Source organism: Bacillus sp. AC266 (assembly GCF_979253805.1).
In genome coordinates this window covers 551273-571666 of the sequence record NZ_CEEDEC010000003.1, presented here as the reverse complement: position 1 = coordinate 571666, position 20394 = coordinate 551273, and the positions used below count along the sequence as shown (strand labels likewise).

At 34.1% G+C, this 20394-nt stretch carries 23 protein-coding genes and 1 riboswitch; of the genes, 18 read left to right on the top strand and 5 right to left on the bottom strand.

Annotation, left to right across the window (positions count from 1 at the left end; translation table 11 throughout):
• The first annotated feature begins 15 nt into the window (after positions 1-15).
• The 6 genes from phnW to cbpA all read left to right on the top strand — a co-directional run bounded on the left by phnW (position 16) and on the right by cbpA (position 7485).
• Positions 16-1113, top strand: a complete 1098-nt coding sequence (gene phnW, locus AC0IXC_RS16185) for a 2-aminoethylphosphonate--pyruvate transaminase (RefSeq protein WP_113733582.1) — start codon at positions 16-18, stop codon at positions 1111-1113.
• Complete coding sequence (locus AC0IXC_RS16180; RefSeq protein WP_471653043.1) at positions 1110-2294, top strand: saccharopine dehydrogenase family protein; 1185 nt, start codon at positions 1110-1112, stop codon at positions 2292-2294. Before phnW ends, AC0IXC_RS16180 begins: the two co-directional genes overlap by 4 nt.
• A gap of 40 nt (positions 2295-2334) precedes the next feature.
• Positions 2335-3117 carry a DeoR/GlpR family DNA-binding transcription regulator gene (locus tag AC0IXC_RS16175; protein WP_002030497.1) on the top strand — a complete coding sequence of 261 codons (783 nt, stop codon included), beginning with the start codon at positions 2335-2337 and terminating at the stop codon, positions 3115-3117.
• 438 nt (positions 3118-3555) lie between these two features.
• Entirely contained in the window at positions 3556-5856 is a 2301-nt protein-coding gene (locus tag AC0IXC_RS16170) for an NEAT domain-containing leucine-rich repeat protein (RefSeq protein WP_471653042.1), read from the top strand.
• A 250-nt stretch (positions 5857-6106) separates the two neighbouring features.
• Positions 6107-6736, top strand: coding sequence for a class II aldolase/adducin family protein (locus AC0IXC_RS16165; protein ID WP_002011549.1), 630 nt, complete (start codon positions 6107-6109; stop codon positions 6734-6736).
• 125 nt (positions 6737-6861) lie between these two features.
• Complete coding sequence (cbpA, locus tag AC0IXC_RS16160; RefSeq protein WP_002140932.1) at positions 6862-7485, top strand: cyclic di-AMP binding protein CbpA; 624 nt, start codon at positions 6862-6864, stop codon at positions 7483-7485.
• 67 nt (positions 7486-7552) lie between these two features.
• Here the strand turns inward: cbpA and AC0IXC_RS16155 are convergent, their stop codons facing one another.
• Complete coding sequence (locus AC0IXC_RS16155; RefSeq protein WP_002011545.1) at positions 7553-8323, bottom strand: divergent polysaccharide deacetylase family protein; 771 nt, start codon at positions 8321-8323, stop codon at positions 7553-7555.
• Between the two features lie 489 nt (positions 8324-8812).
• On the opposite strand from AC0IXC_RS16155, the gene AC0IXC_RS16150 reads away from it, so the two are divergent.
• The gene (locus AC0IXC_RS16150) at positions 8813-9094 is read left to right on the top strand and encodes an aspartyl-phosphate phosphatase Spo0E family protein (RefSeq protein ID WP_002030543.1); all 282 of its coding nucleotides are present in this window, start codon (positions 8813-8815) and stop codon (positions 9092-9094) included.
• A 29-nt stretch (positions 9095-9123) separates the two neighbouring features.
• Here the strand turns inward: AC0IXC_RS16150 and AC0IXC_RS16145 are convergent, their stop codons facing one another.
• Positions 9124-10620: a DUF3149 domain-containing protein gene (locus AC0IXC_RS16145; protein WP_002140933.1), complete on the bottom strand. Its 1497-nt coding sequence runs from the start codon at positions 10618-10620 to the stop codon at positions 9124-9126.
• Between the two features lie 194 nt (positions 10621-10814).
• Here AC0IXC_RS16145 and AC0IXC_RS16140 point away from each other — a divergent pair, with 194 nt between their 5' ends.
• The 4 genes from AC0IXC_RS16140 to AC0IXC_RS16125 all read left to right on the top strand — a co-directional run bounded on the left by AC0IXC_RS16140 (position 10815) and on the right by AC0IXC_RS16125 (position 14010).
• Positions 10815-11261 (top strand): MarR family winged helix-turn-helix transcriptional regulator, encoded by a 447-nt coding sequence (locus tag AC0IXC_RS16140; protein ID WP_002011538.1) that lies wholly within the window; start codon positions 10815-10817, stop codon positions 11259-11261.
• A 160-nt stretch (positions 11262-11421) separates the two neighbouring features.
• Positions 11422-13116, top strand: a complete 1695-nt coding sequence (locus AC0IXC_RS16135; protein ID WP_471653041.1) for a M3 family oligoendopeptidase — start codon at positions 11422-11424, stop codon at positions 13114-13116.
• 138 nt (positions 13117-13254) lie between these two features.
• Entirely contained in the window at positions 13255-13788 is a 534-nt protein-coding gene (locus tag AC0IXC_RS16130) for a DinB family protein (protein ID WP_002030551.1), read from the top strand.
• A 105-nt stretch (positions 13789-13893) separates the two neighbouring features.
• Complete coding sequence (locus AC0IXC_RS16125) at positions 13894-14010, top strand: DUF6254 family protein (RefSeq protein WP_000038354.1); 117 nt, start codon at positions 13894-13896, stop codon at positions 14008-14010.
• Between the two features lie 9 nt (positions 14011-14019).
• Here the strand turns inward: AC0IXC_RS16125 and AC0IXC_RS16120 are convergent, their stop codons facing one another.
• Positions 14020-15228 carry an ATP-binding protein gene (locus tag AC0IXC_RS16120; RefSeq protein ID WP_002140936.1) on the bottom strand — a complete coding sequence of 403 codons (1209 nt, stop codon included), beginning with the start codon at positions 15226-15228 and terminating at the stop codon, positions 14020-14022.
• A gap of 208 nt (positions 15229-15436) precedes the next feature.
• A riboswitch (PreQ1 riboswitch) is annotated at positions 15437-15480 on the top strand.
• A gap of 93 nt (positions 15481-15573) precedes the next feature.
• Between AC0IXC_RS16120 and queC the strand changes: the two genes are divergently transcribed.
• From queC to queF, 4 genes are read left to right on the top strand one after another with little or no spacing between them, the layout of a single operon-like run.
• Positions 15574-16236, top strand: a complete 663-nt coding sequence (gene queC / locus AC0IXC_RS16115) for a 7-cyano-7-deazaguanine synthase QueC (RefSeq protein ID WP_215552709.1) — start codon at positions 15574-15576, stop codon at positions 16234-16236.
• Positions 16236-16727 carry a 6-carboxytetrahydropterin synthase QueD gene (gene queD / locus AC0IXC_RS16110; RefSeq protein ID WP_002011526.1) on the top strand — a complete coding sequence of 164 codons (492 nt, stop codon included), beginning with the start codon at positions 16236-16238 and terminating at the stop codon, positions 16725-16727. The genes queC and queD overlap by 1 nt, the downstream gene beginning before the upstream one ends.
• On the top strand, positions 16720-17436 hold the full coding sequence (gene queE / locus AC0IXC_RS16105) for a 7-carboxy-7-deazaguanine synthase QueE (RefSeq protein ID WP_002086811.1): 717 nt from the start codon (positions 16720-16722) through the stop codon (positions 17434-17436). Before queD ends, queE begins: the two co-directional genes overlap by 8 nt.
• Before the next feature lie 18 nt (positions 17437-17454).
• A complete protein-coding gene (gene queF / locus AC0IXC_RS16100) occupies positions 17455-17952 on the top strand; it encodes a preQ(1) synthase (RefSeq protein ID WP_002140938.1) in 498 nt (165 codons plus the stop codon).
• A 50-nt stretch (positions 17953-18002) separates the two neighbouring features.
• Here the strand turns inward: queF and AC0IXC_RS16095 are convergent, their stop codons facing one another.
• A complete protein-coding gene (locus AC0IXC_RS16095; RefSeq protein ID WP_002064385.1) occupies positions 18003-18188 on the bottom strand; it encodes a YkvS family protein in 186 nt (61 codons plus the stop codon).
• A gap of 253 nt (positions 18189-18441) precedes the next feature.
• Here AC0IXC_RS16095 and AC0IXC_RS16090 point away from each other — a divergent pair, with 253 nt between their 5' ends.
• On the top strand, positions 18442-18600 hold the full coding sequence (locus AC0IXC_RS16090) for a hypothetical protein (RefSeq protein WP_471653069.1): 159 nt from the start codon (positions 18442-18444) through the stop codon (positions 18598-18600).
• Between the two features lie 80 nt (positions 18601-18680).
• Positions 18681-19283 (top strand): histidine phosphatase family protein, encoded by a 603-nt coding sequence (locus tag AC0IXC_RS16085; protein WP_326997664.1) that lies wholly within the window; start codon positions 18681-18683, stop codon positions 19281-19283.
• Positions 19284-19343: 60 nt separating this feature from the next.
• On the opposite strand, the gene AC0IXC_RS16080 is transcribed toward AC0IXC_RS16085, so the two are convergent.
• Positions 19344-19922 carry a GNAT family N-acetyltransferase gene (locus AC0IXC_RS16080; protein WP_002030560.1) on the bottom strand — a complete coding sequence of 193 codons (579 nt, stop codon included), beginning with the start codon at positions 19920-19922 and terminating at the stop codon, positions 19344-19346.
• A 261-nt stretch (positions 19923-20183) separates the two neighbouring features.
• On the opposite strand from AC0IXC_RS16080, the gene AC0IXC_RS16075 reads away from it, so the two are divergent.
• A complete protein-coding gene (locus AC0IXC_RS16075; protein ID WP_002030563.1) occupies positions 20184-20378 on the top strand; it encodes a hypothetical protein in 195 nt (64 codons plus the stop codon).
• The last annotated feature ends 16 nt before the right edge of the window (positions 20379-20394 follow it).

Here is a 20394-nt window from a genome sequence, read left to right as displayed (position 1 = left end):
GGGGGGCACACGATCATGAATGAAAATCACTATTTATTATTAACACCAGGACCATTAACGACAACAAAAACTGTAAAAGAAGTTATGTTATACGATTGGTGTACGTGGGATGTTGAATATAACACGATGGTGCAAGATGTAAGAAATAGGCTTGTATCGTTAGCGACAAAGGAAGAAGAAAAGTACACAACAGTTTTAATGCAAGGAAGCGGTACGTTTTCGGTTGAAGCAGTAATTGGTTCTGTTATTCCTAGAAACGGAAAGCTGCTTGTTTGTACAAATGGTGCGTATGGTAAGCGGATTGTACAAATGGCAGAGATGTTACATATAGATGTGGTGGTCAGTCAAACAGAAGAGTGGGAGCCTACTAATATTGCAGAAGTAGAACAGTTATTACAACAAGATAAAGAGATTACGCATATTGTAGTTGTTCATTGTGAAACAACTACAGGTATTATTAATCCAATTGTAGACGTATGTAAATTGGGAAAACAATATGGAAAAGTTACACTGGTTGACGCAATGAGTAGTTTCGGTGGTATTGAAATAGATATCGCTGAGTTGCAAATTGACTTTCTAATTAGTAGTGCGAATAAATGTATTCAAGGTGTTCCCGGATTCGGTTTTGTCATCGCAAATCGTGATGAACTATTGAAATGTAAAGGGCAAGCTCGTTCTTTATCATTAGATTTATATGATCAGTGGGAAACGATGGAAGAGCAAAATGGGAAATGGCGCTTTACTTCACCTACACATGTTGTACATGCTTTTTATCAGGCATTGCTTGAATTAGAAGAAGAAGGCGGGGTAAGAGCCCGTTACAATCGATATTATAGCAATCAAAAACTACTAGTGCACAAAATGAAAGAAATAGGCTTTAAGCCATTAGTAGATGAAAAATATCAATCTCCTATTATTACATCTTTCATTTATCCAGAAGCAGGATTTGAATTTTTGCAGCTATATAATGAATTAAAGCGATATGGGTTTGTTATTTATCCAGGTAAAATTTCGAAAGTAGATACGTTCCGCATTGGAAATATCGGTGATGTACATGAAGACGATATTAATCGCTTAGTTGATAGTATTGCTAAAGGGGTTGTTATAGGGTGAAAGTATTTTGCTTAGGTGGAGCAGGTAAAATTTGTCGTGAAGCAATTTTAGATTTAGTTCAATTTTCATCTTTTGAGGCGATTACGGTAGCCGATTTTAATGAAGAGGAAGGCCGAAAAGTAGTAGAGTGGTTAAATGATCCTCGTGTTGATTTTGTGAAAGTCGATGTGACAAATCATGAGGATACGGTCGCAAAAATGAAGGGCTATAACATTGTAATGGATGGTACGACGATAAAGTTAAATGGATTGTCTACTCGCTGTATCGCAGATGCCGGTTGTCACGGTGTGAACTTAAATGGATTTGGTGAAGAAAATGAATCCCACTCTAAATTTGTCCAACATGGAACAACATGTTTACCTGGGTTTGGTATGACACCAGGTGTAACGCAAATGATGGCCATGTATGCAGCAAATCAGTTAGATACTGTAGAGTCAGTTCGAGTAAGTCATGGCTCGTATCGTCCAATTGCTTTTTCTGCATCAATTACAGAGACAACGACATATGAATATGATCCACATTTGCCGACGCGTACAGTTTATGAGGAAGGTGAATTTAAGCAAGTACCTCCATTTGCGCGCCCGAGAGAAATTGAATTACCAGCACCTTACGGAAAAACAATGCAGTATATAATCCCGCATTCAGAAACGATTACGTTAGCGAAGGCACTGGAAGATAAAGGTGTACAGCTTATTGAAACAAGAGGAACTTGGCCAGAGCAAAATATGCAGCTCGTTCGTGCTTTATATGATTATGGTATATTGCGTAATGATCAAATTGAAATAAACGGTAAAGAAATTGGTATTATGGATTGTATTTCGAAGTATCTATTAAAATCGAAAGAAGGACAAGCAACAGAGCTTTATGGTTATGCACTTCATGTAGAAGTAGTAGGTATGAAAAATAATCAAGAACAAAGGCATGTGTTATACCATACGCATCCGCTATCTGACGGTTCTGTAGTAGGTTGGGAGAAATTAAGGGCCTATACAAGAAATGTTGGTATCCCATTTGGAATCGCTACAGAGTTAATTGCAAAAGGAGTAGTTAATAAAGTCGGTGTTATTACTCCTGAAGAAGCTTTCGAAAATCCACAAATTATTTTTGACGAACTAGAAAAGCGCGGTATTTATATTCATGAAGAGATTTCTACTTACAAAGAAAATTATAACTTTGTATAAGTAAGACAGTTTATGAGGTAGATATAAATGGGGTGAGGCTATGTCTGTAGTAGGTGAAGAGAGAAAGAGGACAATTCTTGAGAAGGTAGAGTTTAAAGGAAAAGTAAAAGTTTCAGAATTAGCGAGAGAGTTCGCAGTATCAACAGAGACGATTCGTCGGTATTTAGAAGAATTAGATCGTGAAAAAAAATTGAAGAAAGTGTACGGTGGAGCCGTTCAACTTCCGGGAGCTGGGATAGAGGCACCGATGTTAGAACGAGAGATGCTGCATATAGAAGAGAAGAAAAGAATTGGGTATAAAGCAGCAACGTTTGTGGAAGATGGAGATGTTATTGCGATTGATGATGGAAGTACACCACTTCAAATGGTGCCATATCTTGTTCATCGTAAAAATTTAACGATTGTAACAAGTTCATTTCCAGTAGCAACACAATTAATTTCTTCTATTAATAAAAAGATGTTTCACGGTGAAGTTTTATTTATAGGCGGGAAAGTATCTCCAAAACATTCACGTGTGTCGGGGTCTATTTCACAGCAAGTAATTCATCAATTTCATTTTCATAAAGCATTCGTTTCGATTGATGGGTTGTTGCAAGGTTTTGGGGTTTCTAGCTTTGAATTAGAAAAGGCGAAACTGTCAGAAGCGATGATGAAATTAGCTGAGAAAACGTATATTTTATGCGATCATACAAAGGTAGGCGTAAAAGGGAACTACCGAATAGCAGGATTTTCTCGTATTCAACATATTATTTGTGATAAGAAAATGCCCTATAGTTTTGAAGAAGAAGTCAAAAAGCATAATATTCAATGGACAGTTTGCTAAATGAATTGAATACGTTAAAACTCCCACCTAATTTTTAGGTGGGAGTTTTACTATCAGCAAGTAAAAAAATAAAAGCTTTGTATTTATGCAAAAAGTGGACACATTTTCTCATCTCGTTCATATAATTTACCAATACAAAAAAAGTTGGTCGAAGGAAAGAAGGGAAAGTATGTCGGAACGGATATATAATAAACTTGTATTGTATGCAAACATTTTGCAAAAAATTGGTGTTATTAATGAAAAAGAAAAAAGTGAAATCCTTCATACGATAGGCAAAAAAGCCCTTTGAGTAAAGGGTTTTTTATTTTTTATCTATGGAAATATAAACTTAATGTAATATTCTTGTTGACATTGATAATGAGATTCATTATCATTTATTATGTTAGCAATTGATAGTAATTATCAATTGGAATATATATAAGATAAGGGGATATTATTTTGAAAAAAAGTTATATTAAAGCTCTAGTAGTAGCAACAACATTAGCTATTCCATTTGCTGCGTATTCTACTCCAGCGTTAGCAGCAATAAAAATTGAAGCAAACCAGTCGGTAGCAGCAGCCAGTGATCGCACGTATGATACTGAGATTAAAATATATAAGGATCAAAAAGATGAGCCATCTATGGTTTCTCAGTACATAAAAAATCCTAAAGTAGCAATTGAAGATGGGAAAAAAATCGTTACTGTAACAATACAAGATAGCGATTATTTTCAATATCTTAGAATAGAAGATAGAAATCAACCTGGTGTATTTCATGATGTGAAAGTTCTGTCAGAAGATAAAAGAAAAAATGGAACGAAAGTAGTCCAATTTGAAATTGGCGAATTTGAGCAGAAGCACAATATGCAAATGCATATATTTATTCCGGCTATTGGATATGATCACAAATATCAAGTTCAATTTGAAATTAAAGATCCAACTGTAGGTGAAAAGGAAACAGAGAAACCAGATGATAACTCTAATTCAGGCAATACGGAAACAGATAATCCAGTTGATAATCAAAATATGATAATAGATAACAAATTAAGAGAACTTGTTAATAAAAAAGTATTTAATAGAAAAGATTTAAATACACCAATTACGAAAGAAGAGTTATTACAAGTAAAGGACTTGTTTTTAAACACGAATGAGATTCTGGATTATAGTGCATTAAAATATATGCCAAATTTAAAATCTTTAACAGTTGCGAATGCGAAGATAACAGATCCGTCGTTCTTTGCGAATTTAAAGCAATTAAATCATTTAGCTTTGCGTGGTAATGAATTTTCAGATGTAACACCACTTGTTAAGATGGAAAATTTAGAATCTATTGATTTGAGTAATAATAAAATTACAAACGTTGCACCACTAATTGAAATGAAAAATGTAAAAAGTTTATATCTATCAGGCAACCAAATAGAAGATGTAACAGCATTAGCGAAAATGGAACAACTAGATTACTTGAATTTAGCAAATAATAAAATTACGGATGTTGCTCCATTAAGCGCATTGAAAAATGTAACATACTTAACTTTAGCAGGTAATCAAATTGAAGATATTAAACCGTTATATTCATTACCTTTAAAGGACTTAGTATTAACGCGTAATAAGGTTAAAGATTTATCGGGTATTGATCAAATGAATCAATTAAATAAATTATTTATCGGTAAAAATCAAATTGAAGATGTGACACCACTTGCTAAAATGACTCAGCTTACAGAATTAGATTTACCTAATAATGAGTTAAAGGATATTACTCCATTATCAAATCTAGTAAACTTACAAAAACTTGATTTAGAAGCAAATTATATTTCAGACTTATCGCCAGTTAGTAAGTTGAATAAGTTAGTATATTTAAGTTTTGTTGCAAATGAAATCCGCGATGTTAGACCAGTAATAGAACTAAGTAAGAAAGCTTATATTAATGTCCAAAACCAAAAAGTCTTTTTAGAGGATACAGAAGTAAATAAAGAAGTAAAAGTACCTATATACGAAAAAGACGGCGAGGTATCTACAAAAATCCGTCTGAAGAGTGATGGTGGTACGTATAGTAATGGTGTAGTGAAATGGAGTACACCAGGTGAGAAAGTATATGAATTTGGAGTGAAAGATCCATTTGCGGATACAGGAATCTTCTTTACAGGATCTGTAATTCAAAATGTAGTAGAAAGTAAAGGGGACAACAATTCTAAAGAAGACAATACTTCTAAAGAAGATGAGAAAGTAGAGGTAGTAGAATTTAAGGATGTACCAAAAGGACATTGGTCAGAAGAAGCAATTCATTATTTAGCGAAAGAAAATATTTTCAAGGGATATGGAAATGGACAATTTGGATTTGGGGATAGTATTACTCGTGGACAAGTTGCGTCTTTAGTACAAAGGTACTTGAAATTAGAAAATAAAGTAGAGCAGAAAGAGGTGTTTACTGATACGAAAGGGCATATGTTTGAGCAAGATATTGCTACAGTTGCACAAGCTGGAATTATGCAAGGAGATGGTACAGGTAAGTTTCGTCCAGAAGGAGTATTAACTAGGTACGAGATGTCAGTAGTATTACAAAAAGTATTTCAGTTAAATGAAAATGAAAATAATTTGGAGAACTTTACAGACGTACCAACAGGTCATTGGGCAGAAGGATATGTGAAAGCATTAGTGGATAATAATATATCAAAAGGTGACGGGAATGGGAAATTTTTAGGGGATGATTTCGTAACACGTGAGCAATATGCGCAATTTCTGTATAGGGCAATAAAAAAATAATAAATGAGAAAAATACGTTATTCTTTAATAAGAAGAATAACGTATTTTTTATATGTACAAAATCAAATGCTAAATAGACAGGAGTGTTTACATGTGATAGGCCTATTTTTCCGATAGGTGCTGAAACCATATTGACAAAAAGGCATTCTCGTGTGATAATTCAATTAAATTTTTAGAATAATCAAAAAAATATTCCTTTTATATAGAAAGGATTTGAATATTATATTAATATTACGCCGGGGGTGACGAAATGTTATTTTTTCTGAAAAAATGGAACGAATTAAAAGATGTGAAAGCAGAATTGGCACTTCGCGATTGGTTTTATGGTACGAAAATTAGTTTATCGATGTGTACGTCAAAAGAGCCATTAACATTTTTAGTGAATGTAGAGGGAAGAGATAAAGGGGTATTTTCTGAAGAAGATTTTATTGTCGTAAATTGCATGTGTGAGCCAGTATTTGAAAACGAAGAAAAACCAGCTATAGAGTCATTTATGCATGCGGATATTTATAAAAAAAGTAGTGCAGAATGCATTTTACAAGTACAGACTGTAGATAGTCATTTAATGTCAGAGCTATATGGGAAAGAAGGAGAAGTAACATTCGAAAAACGTAGTGTGGAACGTGTTTTTGGAAAAGACGGTATTACAGAAATGACAATTCCAATTGTAGAAGATGAAAAGAAATTCGCTAATTTATTAGAAAATAATGTTCCGAATTTTATTGAAGGTGGAGGAGTAGTCCTTGTTCATAATTACGGAATGATCGTGTGGGGGAAAACTCCAGAAGAAGCGAAAAAATGGTTGGAAGGTATAGAGTATTTAATGAACTATCACGTAAAGCTTTTAATGATAAAAGGGGCAAAAAGTTCTGTTATATAAAGATGTATTCACAGAGATTATCATCCCTTAAAAATGAAAGCGTTTTAAAAAGAAATTTTACTCATAAAATATAGGTCTCCTTATTATATATAGATTACATGTTGACATGTAAGGAGGAACATATTTTGCGAGTTAAATATCATTTTCTGCCAAAACAGCAGGTGACATTTTGCAAAACGAATGATTCTGGTGAAAAGGCGCTACAAATTATGAATGAAACGGGATTTCGCGCAATTCCTGTATTAGCAGAAAATGAGAAGGAATTCACGGGGATTATTTATAAAGTAGATCTTTTAGAAAAGAAGTGTAATAGCAGATTAGAGGATGTAAGTACAGAAGATGTACTGGAAAATCCAAATTCGTTTATTTTTGAAAAGGATTCTTTTTTTAGAGCTTTTTACGTTATCCGTCGTCTCCCGTTTTTAGCGGTTTTAAATGAGTATAATGAATTTGTCGGCATTTTAACACATTCTAATGTATTTGATGTTATTGAGGATTCGTTCGGTATGCGGACGGGTGGTTATATATTAACAATTGCAACACAAGATTGTAAGGGAACAATTAAAGAGCTTGGGACATTATTAAAAGCATATAATATCGGTGGACTGTTTACGCTTGATAACGGTGATCAATATATTCGCCGTGTTATCGTAAATATATCGGATGAGTTAAATGAAAAAAAATTAAAGCAATTAATTGAAAAGATAGAGAAAAAGGGATTTAGGGTGAGTCATGTAGATTATATTTAAGTTGAAAAGGAAAGGTACCTATCTGCTATGTGTAGATAGGTATCTTTTTTAGTACGAGAAATGAATTTTATTTTGAAACAGAAGGTGGAGATAATGCTAAATCAGATAAAAAAATAAAGTCTGCATGCTCACGAATTTTAGGAATAGAAGTTTCGATAATACGTGATGTAATTTCACCTGGAGCCCCAACGTGTCCGATAGCTACCATAATGGGTTTGTCTTGGATTTTTTTTATGAGTAATTGTGCTTGTTTTGAAATGTGACTTACCGTATATACATCATCAAAAAATAATTGGTTTTCAATAATAGGAACGCCTAATTCTTTACCGATTTTTGGGACAACACTATTAGGGTTTGTTTTACTATCTAAATAAAATAAACCGTGCTTTTTACAGGCAGAAAGTATAAGACGTACAATCCTTTCATCAGCGGTTACTTTTGATCCCATATGATTGTTCATTCCTATTGCATGAGGTATTTCTTGAATTGCTTGTTCGAGTCGGTTGTTTATTTCTTCATCGCTTAAATCTGTTGTAATCGCTTTTGGTCCAAGCCACTCTTTTTTTCCTCTAATTGGTTCCATTGGCATATGTATAATAACTTCATGCCCTTTTTTATGGGCAGCTATTGCATCTTGTTTAGTAGAAGGAAGAAATGGCATAACAGCAACAGTGAGTGGAATAGGAAGTGATAACATCTTATCTGTGCCTTTCATATTATTGCCGAAATCATCGATGACAATAGCAACTTTATTCGTATGAGCGTTTGCTTGAATAGGAAAGAGGAAGAATGGTATGAACAGGGTGAAGATGAGAACTGTAATAGTATATTTGCGCATATAAATATTTCCTTTCTATTTTATCCCGCTATTTGCGGGCAGTAAGACTCCCACCTCAAAATTTGGCTGGAGTAAAGAAGTTAGGTGGAAAATCCACTGCCCGTAAACGCCCGATTGGTGAAGGCTAATAATTAGTGGGGGATGGACAAAACCCCCACTGATTAAAGTTCACTTTATCAATCATCATTATGTTTTGCGTTTTTACATAAATTAAACAAAAAATGTCGAAGAAAAGTAAATTGAAAATAGAGAATCCACTGTTTACTGAGTATTTACAAAAAAGAAGATGAAAAAAATGTCTATTATTGCGAATGTATTTACAAAGATAGAATAATTTGTAATAATTCTCAAAGTGAGGGTAAAGATTTGTAAATTACAGGGGAAAAATGTTAAATTTTCTGATTCTTCAATTTTAAATAGAATTAAGTTTTTAAAGGGCTAAAGTAGATGAGGCGTTGAGAGTATGGAAGAAAAATAAGGGGGATATGGATGTTTACTGTAAAAAGGAAGTACACATTAGAAAAGCTTTCGCATGATATTCATATGAAACGTGAAGAAATGATTCATTTAGGATTAACAAGTGGGTTAAATAGTATGGAGACAATTCAAGTTAGTCAAGAATTGGACAAGCTTATCGTACAGTATCAGCGTTACAAAGAAAAACAAACACCGAAATGGTTTTCAATTATAAAGGTTCCTATTTTTCAAATTGAGTATGAAGGGAAATCAAACAATTTTTGGAGAATGTTTGTAGCTGGTTTTATGAAATAAGTATAATTACCCTTTTAGGATAAGGATAATTATACTATGTGTAATGGAATCTCTATATGAACTGTCGTTCCTTTGTTTTCTTTACTATCAATAAATATATGCCCATTGTACATCTCTACAATTCGTTTACATATAACAAGCCCAAGACCTGTTCCAGTATCTTTATTAGTAAAGAACGGATGAAAGAGGTGTTTTTGAATATGTTTAGGAATCCCTTTTCCAGTATCAATAATTTGCAAGTGTGCGTGTTTTTCGTTGTTTGTTACTACAATGGTTAATGTATCACCAGAAGCCATGGCTTCAATTGCATTTTTTGTAATGTTTAAAACCACTTGTTTCATATGGTCTTTTGAGCAACGTATATGAACAGGATGGTCTGGCAAATGTAAATGAAATACAATGTTATGTAGATTCGATTCAGATTGGATAATTAATGCTACCTCATTAAGAATCGTTCTTACATCATATGTTTGTTCAATGATGGCAGTTGGTTTTCCAAGAATAAGAAATTCGCTTACAATTTCATTAATCCGCTCTATTTCTTGCTCGATTACGGAAAAGTAGAACTGATCCTGTTCATCTTTATATTTCTCTTTTAACAGAGCAACGAGTCCTTTAATTCCAGTAAGAGGGTTACGGATTTCATGAGCTGTACTAGCTGCAAAAGTTCCAACCAATTCAATTTTTTGTAGTTCATTTTGTTGTCTTTCTAGTTTTGTTTGACGTTTTAATAACATATATTGAGCAAGTAAAAATAAAATAGACATTAAAAATAAAGTAGCTATACACTCTATTGAAACTAACTGGTATAAAGTTTGTTGATGAATAGGTAACGGAGAAACAGAGACTTTCCAATTTAATCTTTGGAGTGGGGTAGTAAGCATGTTAGAATGCCCATCGCTTGTTTCGTTATTATCATCGGTTAGAAAAACTACATCATGTTTATCAGTCACTTCGAAATGATATTGTGGTTTAATAGCATTTAAAGAGGCTGAAATGTAGTCAAAGCGTAAACTTGCTAATAATAAGCCTGAGAGTTCCTTTTGTCTATTAAATATTGGAGACGCAATCATAATAGCTTGATGTCCAAGAACGCGATCTGTAATAACTGATGATACAGTTGTTTTCTTAGATTGCAACGCATCTTGGATGTATTGGCGGTCAGAAACGTCAATAGGCGGCGAATCGCCTTGGGATGCGAGTGTAATCATCCCATCTGTCGTAGCGTAATATAGACCGGAAAAACGTTCATCATTTCCATCGGTATCATGTACAATCTGTTTAATCCCATTGATGTTTCCAGTTTCGGTCCCTACGACTTTTGCGAGCATTTCTAAGGCAGATATAGCTTCACCAAGGTGATGGTCTAAATAGTCTCTATATAAAAAGAGAACAGTGTGAGCAGATAGTTTGTTTGCCTGTTTCATTTGATAAGTGTGATATGAAAAAAATGTGGCACCAATCCCTATCGTTGGCAGTATAACAAGCAGTATGTAAAAAACTATGCTTTGTAATTTGACTTTCAAATTTGGTACTCCTTCTTTTTTTATTATCATTATATATAAACTATGTTAAAATTGTCATGTTTTTATTCAAGAATCATTTGCATTACATTAGGGAAAGGAAAAGGAATGAGTGAATATTCATTCGGAAGTTGTAATGAAGTGCTACGTTGCTTTTCTTTTTGTTGCGGAGAATTTAAGTGAAGGGTTGAAATGGTATGACATCAAATAATGAGCGAGAAGACATTTCTCAATCTTTAAAAGTATTTATTGCATTATCCCGTGTACATCGTTCTGTTATGGATACTACAAATAAATCCATACAAAGTAACGGATTAAATCCAACTGAGTTTGCTGTATTAGAATTACTATATCATAAAGGAGGCCAACCACTTCAGCAAATCGGTGAGCGTATTTTAATAGCTAGTGGCAGCATTACATACGTTGTAGATAAGCTAGAGAAAAAAGGGCTTGTAAAACGAATTCCATGTCCAAATGATAGGCGTGTTATTTATGCACAATTAACGGAGTCTGGAGAGAGCTTTATTGCTTCTATTTTTCCAGGTCATGAGCAAGTTATATATCAGTCTTTTGAAATGTTAACGAAGGATGAGAAGGATGAATTACTCGAGCTATTGAAAAAAATTGGAAAGTATGAAAAATGATGATATGTTCCAAAGGAGCTTTGGATAAAGAAATCCAAGGCTTTTTTGTGTGCATGTATTTATGACATCATCTACCGCATTTTGCTGAAGAATAAGAGGAGATTTGTAAGTAAGAATTGAATTATAATAATGATGCATATAATGGAGAGGGGGCTCGTTCATGTCATTTAAAGACTATGAATATAAACGGCCAAATATTGAAGAATTAAAAGGGAAATTTACTGTTGCTTTAGAGAAGTTTGATAACGCAAAAACTGTAGAAGAACAAAAACAAGTTATCAATTCAATTAACGAAATTCGTAATGACTTTGGTACAATGGGGAACCTTTGTTACATTCGTCATTCTGTTGATACGACAGATGCCTTTTATAAGGATGAGCAGGATTTCTTTGATGAATTCTCTCCAGTTGTACAAGGGTATGGTACAAAGTATTATAATGCGTTAATTCATTCTCCATTCCGCGAAGAATTAGAAGCGTATTATGGAAAGCAATTATTTGCTCTAGCTGAATGTGATTTAAAAACATATTCAGATGAAGTAGTGAAAGATTTACAATTAGAGAATAAATTGTCTTCGCAATATACACAGTTATTAGCATCTGCAAAGATTGACTTTGCAGGAGAAGAAAGAACGTTATCGCAACTTATTCCGTTTATGCAAGGAAAAGAAAGAAGTGAACGCAAAGCAGCAAGTGAAGCATACTACGGATTTTTAGCTGAGAACGAGGAAGAGTTAGATCGTATTTATGATGAGCTTGTTAAAGTGAGAACGAAAATCGCAAAAACACTTGGTTTTAAAAACTTTGTTGAATTAGGATATGCAAGAATGTATCGTACAGATTATAATGCTGAAATGGTAGCGAACTATCGTCAGCAAGTATTAGATTATATCGTTCCAGTTGCAACCGAGTTAAGAAATAGACAAAAAGCACGCATTGGTGTAGAAAAGCTCGCTTATTATGATGAAAACTTTGAGTTTGCTACAGGTAATCCAACTCCAAAAGGCGATGCCGATTGGATTATTAATCACGGGAAAACGATGTATAAAGAATTATCAGCTGAAACAGATGAGTTTTTTAATTTCATGCTCGATAATGATTTATTAGATTTAGTTGCGAAAAAAGGAAAAGCTGGTGGTGGATATTGTACATATATCGAGAATTATAAAGCGCCATTCATCTTCTCAAACTTTAATGGAACGTCTGGGGACATTGATGTATTAACACATGAAGCTGGTCATGCTTTCCAAGTATATGAAAGTCGTAAGTATGAAATTCCAGAATATAATTGGCCAACATATGAAGCATGTGAAATCCATTCAATGAGTATGGAATTCTTTACATGGCCATGGATGAAGTTATTCTTTGAAGAAGATGCGGATAAATATTATTTCTCACACTTAAGTTCAGCACTTCTATTTTTACCGTACGGTGTATCTGTAGATGAATATCAACATTATGTATATGAAAATCCAGAAGCATCGCCAGCAGAACGTAAGTCAGCATGGCGTAACATAGAGAAGAAGTATTTACCACATCGTGATTATGAAGATAATGATTATTTAGAGCGTGGTGGTTTCTGGCAACGTCAAGGTCATATTTATAGCTCACCTTTCTATTATATTGACTACACGTTAGCTCAAATTTGTGCACTGCAATTTTGGAAACATGCAAGAGATAATAGACAAGAGGCTTGGGAAGATTATGTGAATCTTTGTCAACAAGGTGGAAGTAAATCATTCTTAGAATTAGTAGAAGTTGCAAATTTAACATCACCATTCGCTGAAGGGTGTGTAAAAAGTGTAATTACAGAAATTGAAGCGTGGTTACGTGCTGTTGACGACACAAAATTGTAAAAAACATGCACTTTTTTCCTATGTTTAACATCGACATAATAGAAAAATGATGAGATAATAAAAGAAAATTCAGAATTATTTTAGGGGTGTTTCTAATGGGGAGCGCCCCTTTTCACCAACAAAAGGGGGGAAAGCACTATGCTTCAATCTAATATGGATGTTAGTTTAGAAACTTTAGTCCACTCATTACAGTCTACACGAAGCACGCTGTTATCAGAAATTGAAATGTTAAATGATACGGAGGTGAATGTAAAGCCACGCCGTGATAAATGGAGTATTATTCAAATTTTGCATCATTTGCATTTAGTTGAACAGTCTGTCACATCTGCCCTTGTATATGCTTTGCAAAAAAAAGAAAGAAAACTTGCTCCATTTAAAGACCTCCAACTTACGCTTGATCGCACACATAAAAGGGAAGCTCCTCAACAAATGAAACCAACAGAAACATTAATGAAAAAACTGCAAGGAATTCAATTACTAGAACATTCACGACAAGAATTATTACATGCCCTTCATAGTGTAATAGATGAAAAAGAATTATTTGAAAATGGATTAAAACATCCTATTTTTAATGATTTGAATTTATATCAATGGGTTCAATTTCTAGATTTACACGAACAAAGACATCTTACACAGCTAAAAGAAGCGAAACATGCAATTTTACAGCGTTAAAATGAAAGAAGTGGGGAACCGCTTCTTTTCTTTTTTACTCATGCATAGTTTTCTTTCTCATTTTGGAATACTATATGGAGAAAAGAAAAGAAGGAGTTGAAAAGCATGTCAAAGAAAAAGAGAGAAGAAGAGCGCGCCTGGAAAGCTCGGAAAGAAAATCAAAAGCCGCATGGGAAAGTGAAAGCTTTTGCAGAATTAGTTGAAGGAACAGAAAAAACGTGATGAAGTTCATCACGTTTTTTGTATGAGTGGGAAAGTTAATAAGAAAGTTGTACCTGTACCTTTTTCGCTCATAATATCAATCTTTCCATCCATTGCTTGAATGACGCTGAAGACGACCATCATTCCGAGTCCGGTACCTTTTTCTTTCGTTGAGTAGAAAGGTGATCCAAGGCGTTTTATTTGTTCTTGATCCATACCAACTCCTGTATCTTTTATATATAATTGTATATGTTTATGGTCTGGAACTAATGTAAGAATAAGGTCGCCACCTGTAGGCATAGCCTCAATACAATTTTTAAAAATATTTAATAAACATTGGTTCAGTTTTTGCTTTTCGCCAGCGATAAAGAAAGATGTACTTTGTTTTATATAATTTATACGAACATTTGCTAAATTGGCGAGAGGTGTGATCAAAGACAACGCATGAAGTAATTCTTCCTCTACTTGTAATTTTTGTTCTTTTTCAATACTCGGTTTTGCAAAAGTTAAGTAGTCTGTAAGAACGTGATTTGCTTGTTCGATACCATTAATGGCTATGTCGATATATAATTTTCGTTCTTTCTCAGAACATGCATCTGACTGTAAAAGTTGTAAAAAACCTTTCGTTGCAGTTAAAGGATTACGAATTTCATGAGAGATAGAAGCTGCCATTTCGCCGATTAAATGAAATTTCTCAGCGTTCATAAGTTCATTTTGGAGACGAACTTGCATTTGTAATATGTGTAGTAAATATAAAATAAGGATCGTACCAATCATCGTACATAGTTCGTACACAATGATATGTGGTATATAATCTGCCTCATTTGTAACACTTGCAAGGAAAAATGGTATCCAACCAAATCCATAAGTAAGACTGTAAAAAATAGCAAGTGTTATTTTTATATGATTAGAACTTCGATTAAAAAATTTGTATGTTAATAGTAGAACAATAAATAGGAGAATAGAAGCGATAAAGGATGGAAACGCACCTATTCCTCCCAATAAAAAGCGATAAATGTTTAATACAGCTAAAATAGAACCACCAGCAATAGGCCCTCCCGTTAACGTGCCGACAATTAATACGATATGTCGCATGTCGAACTGAAAACCATTATTTGTTTTTGCTGCAAAAGTGATACATAGTATGGTAGCGAGGCAACACAATACAATAAATATGGCTGAATTTAATTTAGGAGATCGTTTCCCTTTCTGATTCCAAAATAAATGATATACGAGCATTGTAACGAGAATAGATAATATATTTAAAAAGAGGTAAATAATAAAGAGTTCCAGTGGGATGCCTCCTCTCTTTTAACATTAAATTAATCATACTATAAAATGAAATAAATGAAATGCGAAATAGCGGAAAAAATCAGAAATTTTTTCTGGTAGTATACAATATGTTACAATAATCTTTGTCAATGAAAGAAGAAATTCCGTGCACTGCATGGGAGAGGTTCGCGAACTCCCTCTATAAAAAACTATGGAAACAACAATATCATTAGGTATTGTTTTGTTTTTTTATTGTGACAGTTCAAGAACGTTCTTTCTTCTTATTCGTAGTAGAGAAGGAGAATGAGTGAAATGAAAAAAGAAAAAGCAGTTGTTGTTTTTAGTGGTGGACAAGATAGTACAACATGTTTATTTTGGGCGATACAGCAGTTTGAAGAAGTGGAAGCTGTAACATTTAACTACAATCAACGTCATAAATTAGAAATTGATTGTGCAGCGGAAATTGCGAAAGAGCTAGGAATTAAACATACGATACTAGATATGAGCCTATTAAATCAACTTGCTCCAAATGCGTTAACGAGAACGGATATGGAGATTACACATGAAGAAGGTGAATTGCCATCAACATTTGTAGATGGACGAAATTTACTATTTTTATCATTTGCGGCTGTATTAGCAAAACAAGTTGGAGCACGTCATATTGTAACGGGTGTATGTGAAACTGATTTCAGTGGTTATCCAGATTGTCGTGACGTGTTTGTGAAATCATTAAACGTTACATTAAATTTATCTATGGATTATCCGTTTGTTATTCATACACCACTTATGTGGATTGATAAAGCAGAGACATGGAAATTATCTGATGAACTTGGAGCATTTGAGTTTGTTAGAGAAAAAACATTAACATGTTATAACGGAATCATTGGTGATGGTTGCGGTGAATGTCCAGCATGTCAACTTCGTAAAGTGGGATTAGATACGTATCTACAAGAACGCGAAGGAGCGAGCAACTAATGGATAACTTTTTTGGATTTCGCATCGTAGAAAATTTGCAAAAAATGGACAAGGATATTCAGCGTGAACAACTCAAATATCATAATAAAAGAGTAATGGTCAGCAAGGAATTTACATTTGACGCAGCGCACCATTTACACTGCTATGAAGGGAAATGTAAAAATTTACATGGACACACATATAAAGTCGTATTTGGAATTAGCGGATATGTAAATGAAATAGGCCTTGCAATTGACTTTGGAGATATAAAAGAGATTTGGAAAAATGAAATAGAAATTTATTTAGATCATCGTTATTTAAACGAAACATTGCCAGAAATGAATACGACTGCTGAAAATATGGTCGTTTGGATTTATGAAAAGATGGCAGAAGCATTAACGAAAGATAATCGTGCGAACGAATATAAGGGAGCTCGTGTTGAATTTGTTCGTCTTTTTGAGACGCCGACTAGTTATGCGGAAGTAAGACGGGAGTGGATGCTCGATGAGTAAAATCCCCGTCTTAGAAATATTTGGTCCAACCATTCAAGGAGAAGGGATGGTTGTAGGACAAAAGACAATGTTTATCCGTACAGCGGGCTGTGATTATAGCTGTGCTTGGTGTGATTCTGCTTTTACATGGGATGGATCGGCCAAAGATCAAATTAAACAAATGACACCGGAAGACATTTGGAATGAGCTTGTAGAAATTGGTGGAGAAAATTTTTCTCATGTTACGATTTCGGGTGGAAATCCTGTTTTGCTGAAAAATATGCAATTTCTTCTTTCTATATTAAAGGAGAATGGAATGCGAACAGCGGTAGAAACGCAAGGGAGTAAATGGCAAGATTGGTTGCTTCAAATTGATGAGGTAACGATTTCTCCAAAACCACCAAGTTCAACTATGAAAACAGATTTTCAGATGTTAGATTCTGTTATTCATAAACTAGCAGGGAAAGATTTTAGTTTAAAAGTAGTAGTATTCGATGATCAAGATTTTGAATATGCAGTTAAGATGCACGAGCGTTATCCGAATGTACCATTTTTCTTACAAGTAGGGAATGATGATACGAAAACAGTGGATGATGCGGTGCTTATAAAAAAACTATTAGAAAAATATGAGTGGCTTATTGAAAAAGCTGTGAATTGTAAAGAAATGAATGATGCGAAAGTACTGCCTCAGCTTCATGCGTTAGTATGGGGAAATAAACGAGGGGTATAATGAGAAGGGATGTTTAAAATGGCAGGAAGATTAGATGAAGATTTAAAAGATGTAACATTATTAGGAAATCAAAATACAAAATATGTATTTGAATATAGCCCGGAAATTTTAGAGGTATTTGATAATAACCATCCAAACCGTGATTACTTTGTAAAATTCAATTGTCCTGAATTTACAAGTTTATGTCCGAAAACAGGACAACCAGATTTTGCAACAATTTATATTAGCTACATTCCAGAACAAAGAATGGTAGAGAGTAAATCTTTAAAGCTATATTTATTTAGCTTCCGAAATCATGGTGACTTTCACGAAGATTGCATGAACGTTATTATGAATGATTTAATTAAATTAATGGATCCACGCTATATTGAGGTATGGGGGAAATTTACACCACGTGGTGGTATTTCAATCGATCCTTACTGTAACTACGGCCGCCCAGGAACTAAGTATGAGAAAATGGCAGACTACCGCATGATGAATCACGATTTATATCCAGAAAAGATCGATAATCGTTAATATAGAAAGAAAGGATCTGTATGATATACAGATCCTTTCTTTCTATTATATTATGCATGTTGATTAATGACAGTATAGTTTTTATGGCTTACAACTGTAAGAGGTTCCATATCTAGTTCTCTAAAATTCTCCATAATTGTTATATCAACAATAACGGAGTTTTGATTTACCTTTTGAACACGGCCTTGCATTCCACCTTTAAATTCAATGATATCTCCAGTTTCTGCGATCTGCATAAGCAACTCTCCTTGTTCCAGTTTTCCCAAAAAAAGAATAATTTGGGCTTTTTTATTTCTTCTTATTTTGAACTATATTTACTACTTTGTAAATGTTTCCAAAGTAAAAATTCGAAAAATATTCACTTTTTGTAAGGAAATATGTAAAAAATATTGTTTAGGAGAGGAATGATGAAAATGCATACATCTTTATACGGGAGTATAATAAAAGATACAATGACCTACTAAAGTGGGGGAAATTAGGGGCTGGAAAATGATGTTTGAAATTGTGGGGAGCTTTATAGCGATTTTATTATTTTTATTTTCATATATACAGTTGAAGAAAGTGCGTCGTCATGAAACAACTACATATTTTGATGGACTGGATGGTGTGCACACTTCGATAACACATGATAGTGGTGGGGATATATAACTTTCTTTTTATGCATGGTATGATGGCAATAAAAAAAGTACGTAATATAGTTCGTAAGTGATGAATGGGGAGTGGAAAGAATGCGAATTTCTTTTATTCGTCATGGTCGTTTGGACAGTACTATAGAGCCAATGACAATTATTTCATTTCGTGAATGGATGAAGCAATATGATTTAGGGACTACAGTAAAAGAAACTCCTATACCAATTGAAACAATTGAGGCGATTGAATCAGCGAAACTGGTTGTAACAAGTGATCAAAGGCGCGCTGTACAGTCAGCGGCTGAGTTATTGGATTCCCTATCTTTTGTGCAAAATCCTCTTTTTAGGGAAGCTGAAGTTCCAACGAGTTTTTATGCTCCAAAATGGTTGAAATGTAAACCGAATGTATGGATGTTTATTGGACGTACACGATGGATAGTTGGTTATAGCAAAGAGGTTGAGTCTTATAAGGAAGTACGAGAAAGAGCAAGGCAAGCCGCTAATATGTTGCACCGCTATGCGCTCGTACATGGACATATTGCCCTTGTAGGTCATAGTTATTTTAATGTGATGATTGGGACTGAACTGAGGGCAATGGGGTGGTCTGGTTCGCCTATTTTCCATAGGAAGCCATGGGGATGTACAACGTATACATTTCATGAGGCGATGGATGGAAATGTATTAAATACAAAATTAATTTAAAAGAGGCTGTCCCTTTGGCAGCCTCTTTCCCTGCATAACAAGTAAAAAAGAATTGTCCTTTTAAGATATAGAAACCAATGACCGTAATGGTTTTATTAGATGGGCATACGGTTCACCGACGAGCATAACGGTTTTATCTTCTTTGAAACCAAGTTTTTCATATAGTGAAAAAGCGCGTTTGTTTTCTAAATTAACAAGTAAGGCGATTTTTTCATGCCCTTTTTCAGTTGCATGAAGTTCAGCTGCATCGATTAATTTAGAGCCAATACCACGTCCACTGTACATACTTGAAACTGACAACGTGTCAATATAATACTCATCAAGTTCAGCTTCTTTTTCTAACGTAATGGATTCGTCTTCATGTAGTTCTCTTAAGTAGTGTAGGATTGGTGCATCAAGTTGTTCAGCGTCACTACCGTGATAAACGACAATAACCCCAACTACCTTTCCACCTTGTTCAGCCACTAAACAGTTTTCATAGCTCAATCGATTATTTTCTTTTACGAACCATGTTTCAAGTCCTAGTATTACTTTTGCTTCAACTGTGCTACCTGTGATTTTTTCAGCAATTTCGTGCAGAGCGTTATACAATAAAGGTGCTACTTCTACCGCATCTGTCTTTTTTGCTTTCCGAATCATAGTATCCCTCCTAGTTCTAAATGTATATTGTAGCATAAAATAAAATATCAAACAGTGATTTGGAACTTTGTTATACAGGGCATCAAAAAGTTTGATATAGAGAAGTAGCTATGTTAGTATATGATATTTAGTGCGAATATAATAAAGTGATATAGATATAAAAATAATGAAAGTGAATTACATAATAGTAACGGGATAATTTTACCGTTGTGGACCTATAGAAGATGCGATAGAATAAAATATTGCAGAGAGGTGAAATACATGGATAAACAATTAGCAAATACAATTTTGGATCAGCTGAAAAATGATGAAATAAAGGAGTATGTTGCGAAGAAAGATGTATTTTATACGTTCAGAGAAGTTGTTGTGAATCGAGAAGATTTTAAACATATTATCGGGAACGCACAGCGCGGTGGACAGGTAATTTATACATATTCAGAAACACCACGTTCATAAATAGAAGATAAAGGAG